11 protein-coding genes are annotated in these 14,715 nt (G+C 70.5%); 1 reads left to right on the top strand and 10 read right to left on the bottom strand.

From position 1 onward, the window contains the following. Positions 1-35: 35 nt before the first annotated feature. The 3 genes from ACFXOM_RS10335 to ACFXOM_RS10325 form a co-directional block, all read right to left on the bottom strand. A complete protein-coding gene (locus tag ACFXOM_RS10335; RefSeq protein ID WP_384934425.1) occupies positions 36-611 on the bottom strand; it encodes a hypothetical protein in 576 nt (191 codons plus the stop codon). After that, positions 608-1,777: an ROK family glucokinase gene (locus ACFXOM_RS10330; protein ID WP_384934422.1), complete on the bottom strand. Its 1,170-nt coding sequence runs from the start codon at positions 1,775-1,777 to the stop codon at positions 608-610. The genes ACFXOM_RS10335 and ACFXOM_RS10330 overlap by 4 nt, the downstream gene beginning before the upstream one ends. A gap of 135 nt (positions 1,778-1,912) precedes the next feature. Next, positions 1,913-3,250 carry a DUF2254 domain-containing protein gene (locus ACFXOM_RS10325; RefSeq protein ID WP_385037620.1) on the bottom strand — a complete coding sequence of 446 codons (1,338 nt, stop codon included), beginning with the start codon at positions 3,248-3,250 and terminating at the stop codon, positions 1,913-1,915. Positions 3,251-3,359: 109 nt separating this feature from the next. On the opposite strand from ACFXOM_RS10325, the gene ACFXOM_RS10320 reads away from it, so the two are divergent. Beyond that, a complete protein-coding gene (locus ACFXOM_RS10320) occupies positions 3,360-5,240 on the top strand; it encodes a glycoside hydrolase family 15 protein (RefSeq protein WP_384934417.1) in 1,881 nt (626 codons plus the stop codon). Positions 5,241-5,251: 11 nt separating this feature from the next. Here ACFXOM_RS10320 and ACFXOM_RS10315 read toward each other — a convergent pair whose 3' ends face one another. The 7 genes from ACFXOM_RS10315 to ACFXOM_RS10285 form a co-directional block, all read right to left on the bottom strand. Beyond that, positions 5,252-7,039 carry a cation:proton antiporter gene (locus ACFXOM_RS10315; protein WP_384944415.1) on the bottom strand — a complete coding sequence of 596 codons (1,788 nt, stop codon included), beginning with the start codon at positions 7,037-7,039 and terminating at the stop codon, positions 5,252-5,254. 15 nt (positions 7,040-7,054) lie between these two features. Then, positions 7,055-8,107 (bottom strand): cytochrome d ubiquinol oxidase subunit II, encoded by a 1,053-nt coding sequence (locus tag ACFXOM_RS10310; protein WP_384934415.1) that lies wholly within the window; start codon positions 8,105-8,107, stop codon positions 7,055-7,057. Beyond that, a complete protein-coding gene (locus tag ACFXOM_RS10305) occupies positions 8,104-9,591 on the bottom strand; it encodes a cytochrome ubiquinol oxidase subunit I (protein WP_384934412.1) in 1,488 nt (495 codons plus the stop codon). Before ACFXOM_RS10305 ends, ACFXOM_RS10310 begins: the two co-directional genes overlap by 4 nt. A 42-nt stretch (positions 9,592-9,633) precedes the next feature. After that, the gene (locus ACFXOM_RS10300) at positions 9,634-10,428 is read right to left on the bottom strand and encodes an SDR family oxidoreductase (RefSeq protein ID WP_384934534.1); all 795 of its coding nucleotides are present in this window, start codon (positions 10,426-10,428) and stop codon (positions 9,634-9,636) included. A 193-nt stretch (positions 10,429-10,621) separates the two neighbouring features. Next, positions 10,622-12,205 carry a GMC oxidoreductase gene (locus tag ACFXOM_RS10295; RefSeq protein ID WP_384934409.1) on the bottom strand — a complete coding sequence of 528 codons (1,584 nt, stop codon included), beginning with the start codon at positions 12,203-12,205 and terminating at the stop codon, positions 10,622-10,624. 169 nt (positions 12,206-12,374) lie between these two features. Beyond that, entirely contained in the window at positions 12,375-13,289 is a 915-nt protein-coding gene (locus tag ACFXOM_RS10290; RefSeq protein ID WP_384934406.1) for a cyclase family protein, read from the bottom strand. Between the two features lie 8 nt (positions 13,290-13,297). Beyond that, positions 13,298-14,698: a chloride channel protein gene (locus ACFXOM_RS10285; protein WP_384934403.1), complete on the bottom strand. Its 1,401-nt coding sequence runs from the start codon at positions 14,696-14,698 to the stop codon at positions 13,298-13,300. Positions 14,699-14,715 lie beyond the last annotated feature (17 nt).

The raw sequence follows: 14,715 nt of genomic DNA, 5'->3' as shown, positions 1-14,715 counted from the left end.
GCTCCACAGTAGCGAGCGGAGGGGTCTGCTCCGGATCAGGGGGTCGCGGTCGAGACGACGAACACCACGGGCGAGGACGGGTCGGCCAGGTCCGCGGTGATGTCCTGGGTGGGCCGGGGATCGGCCTGTTTGTGGGTGGTGCCCGCCCAGGCCGCGCGGGCCCCGAAGGCCCAGCCGACGGTGTCGGCGTCTCGTGCGCTGATGGTGACCTCACTGGTCGTCAGCCTGGACCGGCTGGTGCCGACGTCTGCGAGGAAGGAGTCCAGTCCCGTGGCGGTGGTACGGAACTTGACGTACAGCCTGCTGGACTTCCAGTTGCTGGTCTCGTAGTAGGCGACCTCGGTGGCCCTGGCCGGGATCGGCACCTCGAAGACGCGGCGCTTCATCTTGGAGGGCCAGCCGTTCCGCAGTCCGGTGGCGGACGACTCGGCCTCCTTGTCCCGGCCGCTGTCCCTGCTCTGCTCCGCGGAGATCACCAGGTACCCCGCGGGGATGCCGATGAGCAGCACGATCACGATCGCCGTGAGCCAGCGGCGACGGATCATATGGCGCCGGTCCTCGGTCGGCGGCAGCGTCTCGTCCGGGGGCGTGGACTGTCGGGGCACGGTCATGTCGATGGGTCCTGGGGGGTGGTGCGGGTGATGGTGCCGGTACGGAGGGCCTGGGCATAGCGCTCGTACCTCTCGTAGCGCTCGACGCGACGGCGCTTGGCGCGCCGGAAGCGCCGGGCCACCAGCCGGGCCAGATCGGCAGCGCCGACCATACCGGCCTCCGGACCGAGCTGCGCCTTCGCGATGCTTGCCTCCGGCCGGTAGCCGCGGCCGGTGAGGTGCCGTCGGAAGGCGTCCCGGGCGGGGCCGATCAGCAGGTCGTCGGCGGCGCTCACACCGCCGCCGATGACGAAGCAGGAGGGGTCGAGGGCGGCCGCGAGGTTGGCGATGCCGACGCCGAGCCACTGGCCGATGTCCTGGAGCAATTCGACGCACATCGCGTCGCCCTCACGGGCCAGTTCGGTGATCAGCGGTCCGGTGATGTCGGGGATGTTCCCCTTGACCCGTTCGATGATGTTGTACGCCACCGGGGAGTCGGCGGCGGCCAGCTCGCGCGCCTCGCGGACCAGGGCGTTCCCCGAGCTGTACTGCTCCCAGCACCCGCGGTTGCCGCACGGACAGCGGTGCCCGCCGGGCACGACCTGCATATGACCGAACTCACCCGCGACGCCGTACTTGCCGCGCTTGACCTGGCCGTCCTCCAGGATGGCCCCGCCGATACCGGTCCCCAGCGTGATCATGACGAGGTGGTCCTCGCCGCGGCCCGCGCCGAAGCGCCACTCGGCCCAGGCTGCGGTATTGGCGTCGTTGTCGACCATGACGGGGACGGCGAGGCGGTTCTGCAGGGAGTCGCGCAGCGGTTCGTTTCGCCAGGCGAGGTGCGGCGCGAAGAGCACCTTGGACCGGTCTGCGTCGACCCAGCCGGCCGCGCCGATGCCCACGGCGTGCACGTCGTGCCGGTCGGAGAGGTCGAGCACCAGGTCGACGATGGTGTCCTCGACGACCTTCGGACTCTTGGACTTGTCGGGCGTCTCGGTGCGGACCTTCTCCAGGATGACGCCGTCCGCATCGACGACTCCGGCCATCACCTTCGTGCCGCCGATGTCGATGCCCACGGTCGGGACCCGGGGGGCGGTCAGGTGGGAGCGGCGCTCCCGGGTGCCGACGGTCCGCAGGACGGTGGCGCGGGCGGAGCCTCGATGGGCGAAGTCGCGGTACGTGCTCAAGGCGTCCCTGCGGGGTGTACGGGCGGTCCGGATCACCGGAGGCGGGCGGCGCCCGCCGAGCCCGATTCTGCCATCCGGGCAGCCGGCCGTCCCTTCGCGGCTACCGGCGCACGCCGGGCGCGCCGCGGGCGGCCCTCAGGCCGGGGCGTGGTCGTGACCGCTGCCGATGCCTTGGCGGTCGGGGATGAGCGCCGTCGCCCTGCGCACGGGGTCGGGGAAGGAACGCGCCACAGCTCCGTCCAGCAGACGCAGCTCCGTGTGCACGGCGGCGTGCTGCCGCTCGGGGAGTGCCGGGAGGAGGCCCTCCAGCAGGGCGCGCAGCCGTCGGCAGACCTGCAGGGAGCCGGCTCCGTACTCGCGGATCTCGGCCACGGCCAGCTGCAGGAAGTCCTCCCAGGCCCGTCCGGGGAGGACGAGTCTGGGCAGTCCGCGCTCGTCGTACAGGGTGTAGCTGCGGCTCAGCTCGAGCCTGCCGATGGTGTGCAGGAAGGCTTCGATGTGGTTGAGGACCTGCACGGCGGTCGTGGGGTCGTTCACGGCGGGCGACAGTGCCCTGATGGCGACGTCGACCAGGACGCGCAGGGCGTAGGCGGGATCTTGCTCGATGGTGCGCTCGATGCCGAGGGCGACGAGTCCCGCCAGAGCCCGGGGATCGGGGGGTGACGCCCCGTGCACCTCGATCAGGCGGGCCCCGGGGGGCACGAAGTCGCCGATCGGGTGCGCGAGCACCAGCAAGCAGTCGTGCCGCTCGGCGGCTGCCCTCAACCGCTCCACGTGGATGCCCTGGATCGCTCCGCCGCGCCCCGCACGGACCACGCTCACCTTCCCGCCGGGCGGCCGCTGTGCGGATTCCGCGCCGCGCAGTTCCCCCCGCGCGACCAGTGCGCTCCCCCGGGCGACCAGCCGCTCGCCCGCGCGCACCACCAGGGAGGCGATGGCCACCGGCCTGAGGTTGTGGATGAAGCGGTTCAGGTAGATCAGCAGGAGCACGAGGCTGACGGCGACCGCCGCACCGGCCGTGGTGATGCCGATGTCGGGCACGAAGTCCGTCTCGATGCTGCGCAGCAGGGAGAAGGCGAAGGCGAAGGTGCCCGTGAAGGTCGCGAGCACGGCCTTCTGCAGCCGGTCCCGGTACCACAGCCGCATGTAGCGGGGTGACAGCGTCCCCGTCGCCTGCTGGACGACGAGGATGCCGATGGTCACGACGAAGCCGAGGAGCGCGATCATGGCGCCGACGATGGAGCTGAGGATACTGCTCGCCGTCGCCGCGGAGTACTTCCAGCCCGACGGCGGGTCCACCGTCTCGTCGACCCACACGGCCGCATCGGCGAGGACCGTGCCGAGGACGATGCCGAGGAGCGGGACGATCCAGAGGCTCGCCTTGGCGTACTGCCGCAGTTGGAAGGCCGTCGCCCAGGACATCATCGCGTGCGCCCCCAGGTTCCGGTCGGGCGTTCTCCGTTCGCCTCCCACGCTAAGGCCGGGCAAGGTTATGCACGAATCATCATGAAAAGCCTGTAATGCACTGTTTGCTCGGCTCACGGCGGTGATACCCCGGGACCCGGGATGAAAGGGGCACGCGATGGGCGACTACGCACTCATCGAGGACCACGGACTGATCGGCGACCTACAGACCGCTGCGCTGGTCACCAACCACGGCACCGTCGACTGGTTCTGCTGCCCGCGTTTCGATTCGCCGAGCATCTTCGGCAGCCTCCTGGACAGCGAGAAGGGCGGCTACTTCAAGATCGCACCGACGGACGCGACGTACTCCACCAAGCAGTTGTACCTGCCGGACACCGCGGTGCTCGTCACCCGTTTCATGACGGAGGCGGGCGCCGGGGAGGTCGTCGACTTCATGCCGGTCACCGGGACGAAGGCCACCGACCGTCACCGTCTCGTACGGCTACTGCGGTGCGTACGGGGGAGCCTGCAGTTCCAGGTGGACATCGTTCCGCGTTTCAACTACGGCCGCACGCCACACGAGCTGCACTACACCGAGCACGGAGCCGTCTTCGTGACGGACGACCTGCAACTGACCGTCCACGCGGTCCGCGAGACGTCCGACGTACGGCTGGTCCCCAGCGACCTGGGCGACCACGACGTGCACTTCACCCTGACCCTCCAGGCGGGCCAGGAACGCGGCGTCATCATCGAGTCCGCCGCGGACGGCCCGCCGCGGCAGATCCACCACGCCGAGTACGTGGAGCTCTTCGACCAGACGGTGCAGTACTGGCGCAACTGGCTCGGCCAATCGGGTTACGCCGGCCGGTGGCGCGAAGCCGTGGAACGGTCGGCGGTGACGCTGAAGCTCATGACGTACGCACCGAGCGGTGCGCTGGTGGCGGCCCCGACCGCGGGGCTGCCCGAGCAGCTCGGTGGCGAACGCAACTGGGACTACCGGTTCACCTGGATCCGCGACGCCTCCTTCTCCGTGTACGCGCTGCTCGGACTCGGGTTCACCGAGGAGGCCGGCGCGTTCATCGGCTGGCTGCGCGACCGGGTGCACGAGGAGGCCGCGGGGACCGGCCGCGACTCCGGCCCGCTCAACATCATGTACCGGGTCGACGGCTCCTCCGACCTGTCCGAGGAGGTCCTCGACCACTGGGAGGGCTACCAAGGATCCAACCCGGTGCGCATCGGCAACGGCGCGGCGAGCCAGCTCCAACTGGACATCTACGGCGAGGCGCTGGACAGCATCTACTTCGCCCACCAGCGGGGCATCCAGCTGGACCACCGTGGCTGGACGTCGCTGCGGACCCTCCTCGACTGGCTCAGCGACCACTGGGACCAGGCCGAGGAGGGACTGTGGGAGACCCGGGGCGGACGCCAGGACTTCACCTACGGCCGGGTGATGTCCTGGGTCGCCTTCGACCGGGCGCTGCGGCTCGCGACGGCGAGCGGCCGCCCGTCCTCGCTCACCCGGTGGAACAGCGAGCGGGACAGGATCTACGAGCAGGTGATGACGCGTGGCTGGGACGCCAAGAGGCGGGCTTTCGTCCAGCACTACGGCAGCGACGTACTCGACTCGTCGCTGCTGCGGATGTCCACGGTCGGCTTCATCACCCCGGACGACCCGATGTGGACCTCCACGCTGAACGCGATGGACAAGGAGCTCGTAACGGACAGTCTGGTCTACCGCTACAACCCGGAGGCGTCACCCGACGGTCTGCGTGGCTCCGAAGGCACCTTCTCGCTCTGCACGTTCACCTACGTGGACGCGCTCGCACGGGCGGGTCGTCTGAACCAGTCGCGACTCGTGTTGGAGAAGATGCTGACGTACGCCAACCACCTCGGTCTGTACTCCGAGGAGATCGACCTGACCGGACGGCAACTGGGCAACTTCCCGCAGGCCTTCACCCACCTCGCCTTCATCGACACGGCGATCACGCTGGACGCCGCACTCAACAAGATCAAGACGAACGGGTCTCGGGAGGTCCGGGAGCTGTCCCGCATCGTCTGACGGCCGAGACCTCACCCCCCGGCCGGGAGGGGGGTCGCGGCGACCGGGGCGGGGCCGAGCGTCACGACCCTGTCCGCGGGTCCCGGGACCACGGGGCGTGCGCCGGTGACGGCCTCCAGCCGGCCGTCAGCGCCCACGACGAACAGGGCGTCGTGTCCGGCCGGGACGCCACCACCCGGCGCGGTCAGCATGAAGCGCGCCCCTTGCTCGTAGCGCAGGGCCAGGGCCTGCCGCACGAGGTCCCCGCCGAACAAGACGTCCCGGTCCGAGCAGTGGGCGACGGCGCCGGGGCTGTCCTCCGGCGGGCCGACCCGGTGGACCGGCCCGTCGACGCTGTCCTCGACCACGATCGAGAGCAGGGCGTTGAAGTCGTCGTCGTCCGTGAGCAGGAAGACGGCGGTCACGCCTTCCAGTTGCGCCCCCGGGGCCGTGGCCGTGGCCAAGAGCTCCCCCGGCGCCAGGGCGATCCCGGCCTCCGTGATGCGCTCGCGCTGTTCGTCGGGTCCGGCCCACATCAGCACGTCCAGACCCGCCGACTGGAGGCAGCTCCCGAGCGCCACGACCCAGGGTTCGCCGCCCACCAGCAGGGGCCTCGTCCGCGCCGACCGCACGACGCCGAGCCGCCGCGCCACGGGCACCGCCGTCAGCGCGTACACGACGACCGTGCCGACGATGACCAGGAAGGTGATCGGAAGGATCGCCGACGCACCGTCAAGGCCCGCACCGGCCAGGGTCCCGGAGAAGGCCGACGCGGTGGAGGCGGCGACAATGCCGCGCGGGGCCATCCAGCCGATGAACGCACGTTCCCCGCCGGCCAGTTCGCTCCTGGAGGTCGAGAGGAAGGCGACCAACGGACGCACGACCAGGACGAGCAGCGCAATGAGCACGAGCGACGGCAGCAGTACGGGCTTCACCGTCGACAGGGCGACACCGGCCGAGATGGACACGAACAGCAGACCGATGATCAATTGCACGAGGGTCTCGAAGAACGGCCGACGGGCTGGCATGTCGAGACCGCGCAGGTTGGCGACGGCCATGCCGGTGACGATCGCCGCGATCAGGCCCGTGTCGTCCCGCAGGACGTCGCAACAGGCCGATACGGCCACGACGGTAGCCAGCTGGGCCAGGGTACCGAGGGTCTCGCCGAGCCGCAGCGTATGCAGGGCGAGCCACAACAGCGCCGCGCCCACCACTCCGCCCGCCAGCCCGACGGCCGCACTGATGCAGAACTCCCCCAGGTGGAAGGCCCACCCGGCCTTGAAGTCACCGGACATGAGCGAGTGGAAGACCAGCGCCCCGAGGATGGCTCCCACCGGATCGACGAGCGTGCCCTCCCAGATGAGGACGCGCCGCACCTCCTCCGACGGCCGGATGTAGTCGAGGAGCGGCCCGACCACCGTCGGACCCGACACGACGAGGATGACGCCCAGCATCACGGCAACGGCGACCGGAACGCCGAACAGCACGGGCCCGACCCCGCAGACAGCAGCCCAGGTGATCGCTACCCCGAGCACCAGCAGCCTGCCGACCACCGCGCGCCTGCCGCGCGGCAGATGTCGAAGATCGAGGCCGAGACCGGCGTCGTAGAGGATCACCGCGACGGACAGCGAGACCAGCGAGGAGAAGTGCTCCGGCACCAGGTTGCCCGGCCGGACGACGTCGGTGAGCGCACCCGCGATGAACCCGGCGGGCAGGAGCACGATCAGCGCGGGGACGCGCAGCCGGTTCGCCAGGACCTGCGAGCCGACGGCGAGCGCCACGGTCAGGGCGATGCCCAGGAGGAACTCGTCGTCGGTCAGCACGGCTGCGGCCCGTCACTCACCGTCGGGCGGGCCCTCGGCGCCGGCCTGTCCCAGCTCCGCGTCGGAGAGGGATTCCAACTCGCCGTGCGTGTCCAGCCAGTACAGCAGGAAGACGGCGGGGCCCACGAGAATCACCGCGACGAGCGTGACGAAGGCGAGCCAGACCAGGGTCGTGGGATCGCCCGCGGCTTCCGACACCGTCAGCGACCTGGGGACGAGGTAGGGACGCTGGGCGACGCCCCACGCAATGACGGCTGCGGCAACCGCACCGACCGCGGTCGTACGGGCGCCCCGTCCGTCGGCCCCGAGCAGCAACCAGCCGGTGGCCACGGCGAACGCAGCCGCCACGATCACGAGCGCGAGCCCCGCACCACTGGTCAGCCCGCGCCACACGTGGGGGGCGTCGCCACGGGTGACGGCGAGCGCGGCCAACCCGAGCAGCACCGCGACGACGAGGCTCGCGAGGGCACGGACGCGGAAGTACCCGACGAGGTCGGGTGCGTCGAAGCGCGCCGCGTCCGAGGTGAGGAACACGGCCCCGAGGAATGCGGTGGCGCCGATCGTGAGCAGCCCGAAGAAGATGGAGGTCGGATTGGCCCAGACCTCGGCCGAGGCCTCCGTTCCCGGCGCCGCACGACCGGAGGCGACACCGCCGACCGCAGCCCCGAGGAAGAACGGGGTGAGCAGCGAGGCGACCGCGAAGAGGGCCCCGTACACACGGCGCCCGGCCACCCGGCGCATGGGCTTGCGCAGGGCGAATCCGGCTCCCCGGAGGACGAGGCCGACCGCGGCGAGCGCCAGCGGCAGCCACATCGCGGAGAACACCGTCTGGAACAGCACTGGGAATCCGGTCCACATGATGACCAGGATGAAGATCAGCCAGACGTTGTTGACCTCCCACACGGGCGCCATCGCGTGGTCGATCAACCAGCGGGGCCGCTTCCCGCGTTCCGCGCCGCCCGCGAAGAGGTCCCAGAAGCCCGCTCCGTAGTCGGTGCCGCCCGCACAGGCGTAGGCGGCGACCGCGAGCAGCAGGACGAAGGCGATGAGGTCCGCGGTCGTCACGGCGCACCCCCCTGGTCCGGTCCCCCGCGCCCGGAGGCCGTCGCTGCCGGAACACCGCTGTCCGGGGTCTTCGGGCGGGGCCCGTACGGGGTGTCCGTCTCCGGTCCTTCCACCGGGTGCCCCTTGGCCCGTTCGACGTCGGCGAGCCTCCAGCGCGTGCGCATCTTGAGCAGCAGCGCGAGGAACGAGCAGAAGATGACCACGTAGACGGCGATGACCAGGGCGAACATCGTCCACAGGGTGGAGGACCGGGTCGCGGTCACGGCCTCGGCGACGCGCATGTTCTGGTAGACGATCCACGGCTGGCGTCCCACCTCCGTGGCGATCCAGCCGCATTCGACCGCCGCGACCGAGGCCACGCCGGCGCACGCCGCGCCGCGGTAGAACCAGCGGGAGACCGGCATCCGGTGGCCCCGCAGGCGGTACCAGGCGTACCACAGCGCGAGGAGCAGCAGGAGCGAGCCCAGCACGACCATGATGTCGAAGGCCCAGTGGACGATGGTGGCCTGCATGGCGTTCGGCCGGTCCGAGGCGGGCACCGACGTCAGCCCGGTGACCTCGGTCGACGGGCTGAACCCGGCCAGGATCGAGTCGAACTGGGGGATCTTGATGCCGCCGGAGATGCTCCCGTCGGGGTGGAGCCGGCCGAAGATGTACTCCGGCACGTGGGTGTCCGTCTTCCAGACGATCTCCATGGCCGCGAACTTGATCGGCTGCTTGTGGAAGACCGACCGCGCGATGGCATCGCCGAGCACGAACTGCACGGGGGTGAGCACCGCGGCCAAGGCGAACGGGACGGTGAACCCGAGCCGGTGGTAGTGGTTCCTGCGGCCGCGGAGCCATCCGACGGCGTAGACGCCCGCCACGACGTATCCGGCCGTGAGGAACATCGCCACCACGAAGTGCCAGTACTCGGGCCCGAACATCGGCGTGAAGATCGCCTTCCAGACGTCGACGTCCACCGGGTTGCCCGCGTCATCAAGGGTGAATCCCCGAGGCGTGTTCATCCACGAGTTGGCGGCGATGATGCCGAACGCGCCGAGCAGCGCGGCCAGCGGCAGCGGCACGCCGAGCAGGAAGTGGGTGCGCGGCTTCAACCGCCGCCAGCCGTAGAGGTAGATGGCGATCAGGACGGCCTCGAGGAAGAACGCCCAGGCCTCGACGCCGAACCCGATGCCGAAGACGTCCCCCCACGTGCCCATGAGTCCCGGCCAGAGCAGGCCGAACTCGAAGGAGAGGACCGTGCCGGTCACCACGCCGACGGCGAACTGGATCGCCATCACGGCCGACCAGCGGCGGGCCAGCAGCAGCGCCACCGGATCCTTCGTCCGCAGACCGCGGTAATGCATGATCAGAGTGATCAGCGGAAGCGCGACCCCCATCGGCACCAGCAGGATGTGGGAGGCCAGGGTGAACGCCATGAGTTCCCTGGCGGGGAGCAGTTGCGCGGGGGCGTCGGCGAGCAGGTGGACCGAACTGTGCATGCGTGCCTTCGGTGGTCGGGGCCCTGGGGATGCGGACGCGGGTCAGCCGCCCGTGGCGAATCCCGGGAACAGCGTCATCCCCCCGTCGACGTAGAGGGTGGCCCCCACGACGTAGTCCATGAGGTCCGAGGCCAGGGCCACTGCGGCCTTGGCGATGTCCTCGGGCTCGCCCACCCGGCCGTAGGGAATGAGCCTCAACAGGTCCTTCTCTGCCTGTGGGGTCTCCCAGGCACTCGTGTTGATCGGGGTCTTGATGGCTCCCGGCCCGATGGCGTTCACCCTGATCTTCTTCGGCGCCAGTTCCTGGGCCAGGGTCTCCATGAGCATCTGCACGCCCCCCTTGGAGGAGGCGTAGTTCACGTGACCGGACCAAGGGACGATCTGGTGCACGGAGCTCATGCAGATGATCTTCCCCGCGGAGCACGACACCTCGGGGACCACGCCGCGGCGCAGGAACTCCTTGGTCGCTTCCCTGGCGCAGAGGAACTGGCCGGTGAGGTTGACGTCGAGCACCTTCTGCCACTGGGCGACCGTCATCTCGGGGAACGGCGCATCCCGCTGGAGCCCGGCATTGGCGACCATGATGTCGATGGTCCCGAACTCCGCGACCATGCGGTCGACCATCGCCACGACCTGGTCCTCCTGGGACACGTCAGCCTCGTAGGCCGCGGCACGCACGCCGAGCCCCGCGATCTCCTCGACGACCTGCTCTGCTGCTTCCGGCCCCGCGACGTAGTTCACCACCACATCGGCACCGGCACGGCCCAGAGCGATCGCGGTGGCTTTGCCGATACCGGAGTTGGCTCCAGTGACCAGGGCTTTCTGTCCTTTGAGCAGCGGGGGCACCGGGTACGACGCCGTGGCGGCCTGGGAATTCACGATGCCTCCTGGGTACGAGCCTCGGGTCCCGCGGGGCCGGAGCGAGTGGCGCTCGGCGGCCCGCGCGCCACGGAACCACCGCGAGACGTCGTGAGGCGGGGCAGCGCACGGGCCGTTGGTCCATTGGGCGGCCGATCTTCCCCCGGTCGGCTCAGCCTCGCAGTCGCTGGAGGATGTGGTCCCCGACACGCAAGGCGTTGGCCATGGCGGTGAGCGACGGATTGACCGCGCCGATGCTCGGGAAGAAGCTCGTGTCGACCACGTACAGGTTGTCGAGGTCGTGAGCCTTGCAGTTGACGTCCAGCGCGGAATGGGCGGGGTCCTCTCCGAAGCGCACCGTGCCGGCCTGGTGCGCGGTCGCCCCGATGGGCATGCCCTTGTGCAGGTAGATGCTGTGCGGGAGCAGATGGTGCTCGTGCATACCGAGACGGCCCAGCATGTGCTGCAGCTTGTGGCGGAGCCGGTTCAGCCCGGCGATGTTGTTCTTCTCGTCGAGGGCGAGGTGGATCCCGCCGTCCTTGTCGAGGGTGACGCGGTTGTCGGGTGCGGGGAGGTCCTCCCCGCAGAGCCAGAAGTCCACCGCGTGGTGCGCCAGCACCTCGAACGGCATGTTGGGTGACACGGCGCCGGCCCAGCGGGGGGCCTCGCCGTGGATCTGTTCGGCGTCCGACTTGCCGAGCATCTGGATGCCGCCCAGCGGATAGTCCCAGTCGTCGGCGCCGAGGTACCAGTCGTGCAGCGCGAGCGTCTTCTGGAACTGGGTGTCGTTGGGTTCCTTCGAAATCGCCATGAGGGCGAGGTTGTTGTGCCGCATGTAGTGGCGGCCGACGACGTCCGAGCTGTTGGCGAGCCCGCGCGGGTGCCGGTCGTTCGCCGAGGCCAGCAGCAGTACCGCGGAGTTGACGGCGCCGCAGGCGACGACGACGACGTCGGCGGAGAAGCGGGCCGGCGAGCCGTCGCCGACCTCGGCCACAACCGTGCTGACGGTGCGTCCGGTGGAGTCGGTTTCCAAACGCACCACGCGGGCGTTGGTGATCATCTCGACGTTGGCGTGCTCGAGTGCGGGTTCGACACAGATCACCTGGGCGTCCGACTTGCCGCGGACCAGGCAGGGGAAGCCGTCCACCCGGTTGCAGCGGATGCAGACGCTGGAGTGGGTGGCGCGCCCCACGGCGTCCTGCTGCAGATCGACGCCGATGGGGAGGTGGAAGGGGTGCAACCCCTGCTTCTCGAGATCGTCGCTCAACTGCTGGATGCGCGGCTCGTGCTCGACCGGCGGGTACGCGTACTGGCGGCTCGCGGGCCCCTCCGTGGGGTCCTCTCCGTGCCTGCCGTGGACGAGGTACAGGTGTTCGGCCTCGGTGTAGTACGGCTCCAGGTCCTCGTAGCGCAGCGGCCACGCGGGCGACAGGCCGTCGTGGTGGCGCAGTTCCCCGAAGTCCTCGGGGCGCAGCCGGAACAGGGCCGCTCCGTAGAACTTGGTGTTGCCGCCGACGTAGTAGTTGACCTCGGGCGGGAAGGAAGTACCGTGCCGGTCGAACCAGAACTCCGGAGCACGGTACTTGCCCTTGACGAAGACGGCGGTGGAGTCCCAGTTGTCGCGCTCCCTGGGCAGGAAGTCACCGCGTTCCAGCAGAAGAACCCTCTTGCCCGACGGTGCGAGCCGGTGGGCGAGGGTGCCTCCGCCCGCGCCGGTGCCGATGATGATGACGTCGTAGTGGGGGGAGTCGCCCACGGCAGCCACCGTCCTCACGGTTGCGGGCCCGGGTCCGCGCCGTCGGGCCGCCCCACCCACGGAAAACCACTGATCATGTCGAACATAACCGGGGTTCGGGTGCGCGGCGACCGGGGCCACCTTCCCGGGGCTCCGCCACCGTGCCCGTACCGCGGACCGCGGCACGGGGTCACAGCACGGCGATCGGGTTCACCGGGGAGCCGGTGGCCCTCGGGACCCGGAGCGGCGCGACCACGCACAGGAAGCTCCAGCGGCCCTCCCGTTCGCACACCGGAAGGAGCTCCTCGAACTGCAGGTAGTCCATCAGGTGCATGCCCATCGCTTGGACGGCGAGGACGTGCACGGGGAAGTCGACCCCGTGCACCGCGCTGGGCGCGGTGTCGTTGTTGCTGTCGCTGCCGAGCACCGCGACCTGCCGGTCGGCCAGGAATTCCATCGCCTCCGGGTGGAGGCCGGCTCGGGTCCGTGCGGCGTCCCAGGCCCCGCGTTCCCGACGGCGGCGACGGTGACCCACCCGGACCAGCAACAGGTCACCCGCACCGACGCGGACGCCCTGCCGTGCCTCGGCCGCGGCGAGTTCGGCTGCCGTGACCTGGTCACCGGGCTCGAGCCAGGGCACGCCACGCAGTCCGGGGACGTCCAGGAGCACCCCACGGCCCACGATGCCGTCCCGCACGAGATCGACGGTCAGTGCCGTGGCGCCCTCGGCCGTCACACTGCGCGCCGGTACGCCGTTGTAGAGGGCGCCGTCGTACAGCACATGGCAGAGCGCGTCGAGGTGGCTGTCCGCGTTCCCGTGCACGTTCATGGCGATGCGGTCGAGGGCGAAGTGCAGCCCGTCCGCGTCGACATCGGCGGCTGCCGGGCCCGTCATCCGGTGGGCCGCAGGATCCGGGCTGTCCGGGCCCTTCCGCAACTCCACGGGTGCCGCGAGCGACACGGACCGTCCCGACCTGACCTCGCGGGCCGCGGCCGCCACCCGGGCCGGTGTGATGTGGTTCAACGTACCGCGCCGGTCGTCCGGCGCCTGCCGGGACCTCTCACGCAAACGCTCGTAGAGGGCCCGGAATGCCTCCGGGGACATCCGCGCGCTCACGGCCGGCCCTGCTGCGTCGCCGCTGCCGGTTGCGGGTGCCGCTCCCGGGCCGGGACGCCGGGCCCCGGCGGGAGCAGTTCGGTGGTGATGAACGCGACGACCGCCGCGAGGATCACGACGGGCACCATGCTGATGCTGCCCAGCAGCATCACCACGAGCACCACGCTGCTGACCGGCAGCCGGAGCGCAGCGGCCGAAGCCGCCGCCATTCCGGCGGCCATCCCGGGGATGATGCCGAAGCCCGGGAGCGGCGCGACCAGCACTCCGGCCGCCGCACCGAGGAACAGGGTGGGGAAGACGGGGCCGCCGCGCAGGCCGGCGAGGCACAGGGCGAACGCGGCGCCCTTGAACACGAGGACGGCGATCAGTGCTCCGACCCCGAAAGCGTGGGGTGTCTCGGACAACTGCACCATCGTCGCCTGGCCCGAGGATGCGACGTCCTCCGGCGTCCTACCCGTGATCACCGTGTAGAGCGCCGCGCAGACCCCGGCGCCCAGCGCGCACAGAACGGTCGTACGGAAGGTCTTCGCCGCGACCAGGACGGCGAGGAACCGTCCCGCCGCGAAGACGTAGTGGACCAGGACGCCGATCACGAGGGCGATGAGCAGCGACCACACCACGTCACCGGCGTCCAGGCGGGGGAACGGCTGGGTCAGGTTCAGCCGGAGGCTCGCGGTGTCCAGCCCCGTCCAGCGGCCGAAGCCCGTGAACACCAGGGCCCCGACGCCGCTGGAGAGCAGGGCCGGCAGCATGATGGCGAAGAGTTGCGGTCCGCCCACCCCGACGACTTCCATCAACAGCACGGCGCCGATGAGCGGATTGCCGAAGATCGCCGCGATCGCCGCCGCGGCACCGGCCGAACCGAGCAGCACGATGCCCTGCGGGGTGGCTGGTGCCCGGGTGAGTTCGCGGAAGAGCAGTGCGAGGCCGCCGCCGAGGGCGATCAGGGGTGCCTCCGGGCCGAGGGTCGCACCGAGCGGCAGGCTCGCCAGCGCCGCGATGATCACGCCGGGCAGGGCCTTCGACGTGGCGCCGCCCGGCTGCAGGCCGTACGCGGGGACGTGCCCTCCCGCGCCCGGCAGGTGGATGACGACGAGAGCGACCACGACGCCCGCGACGGGGAGCAGCACCAGCGGCCACCACCAGGGCGGGACCGACCAACCGAGGGTTTCCGGCAGGGTCGCCCACATGAGATGTTCCAGTTGGTGCAGCGCGACGAGGAACCAGAAGGCGGCAAGCGACACGGGGATACCGACGAGGGCGCTGAGACCGAGCGACTTCAGATAGCCGGGACTGCGCAGCATGTCGCGCAGCCGGTCCGCCTCGGGGGGCTGCGTACCACCGGCGCCGGAGGCGGCCGAGCCGGCGGCCCGTGGCTTTGGCTGCGGCTGTGTCATGGAGGCTCGTCCCTTCG

This window comes from Streptomyces sp. NPDC059169, from assembly GCF_042755225.1.
Taxonomy (GTDB): domain Bacteria; phylum Actinomycetota; class Actinomycetes; order Streptomycetales; family Streptomycetaceae; genus Streptomyces.
Note: the sequence above shows the minus strand (reverse complement) of the source record. Positions and strands in the feature narration are given on the sequence as shown.

Excerpts from the sequence above, each read along its gene's own strand:
- ACFXOM_RS10320 (WP_384934417.1), top strand. The coding sequence starts at position 3,360 with ATGGGCGACTACGCACTCATCGAGGACCACGGACTGATCGGCGACCTA.
- ACFXOM_RS10305 (WP_384934412.1), bottom strand. The coding sequence starts at position 9,591 with ATGCACAGTTCGGTCCACCTGCTCGCCGACGCCCCCGCGCAACTGCTC.
- ACFXOM_RS10335 (WP_384934425.1), bottom strand. The coding sequence starts at position 611 with ATGACCGTGCCCCGACAGTCCACGCCCCCGGACGAGACGCTGCCGCCG.
- ACFXOM_RS10285 (WP_384934403.1), bottom strand. The coding sequence starts at position 14,698 with ATGACACAGCCGCAGCCAAAGCCACGGGCCGCCGGCTCGGCCGCCTCC.
- ACFXOM_RS10290 (WP_384934406.1), bottom strand. The coding sequence starts at position 13,289 with ATGTCCCCGGAGGCATTCCGGGCCCTCTACGAGCGTTTGCGTGAGAGG.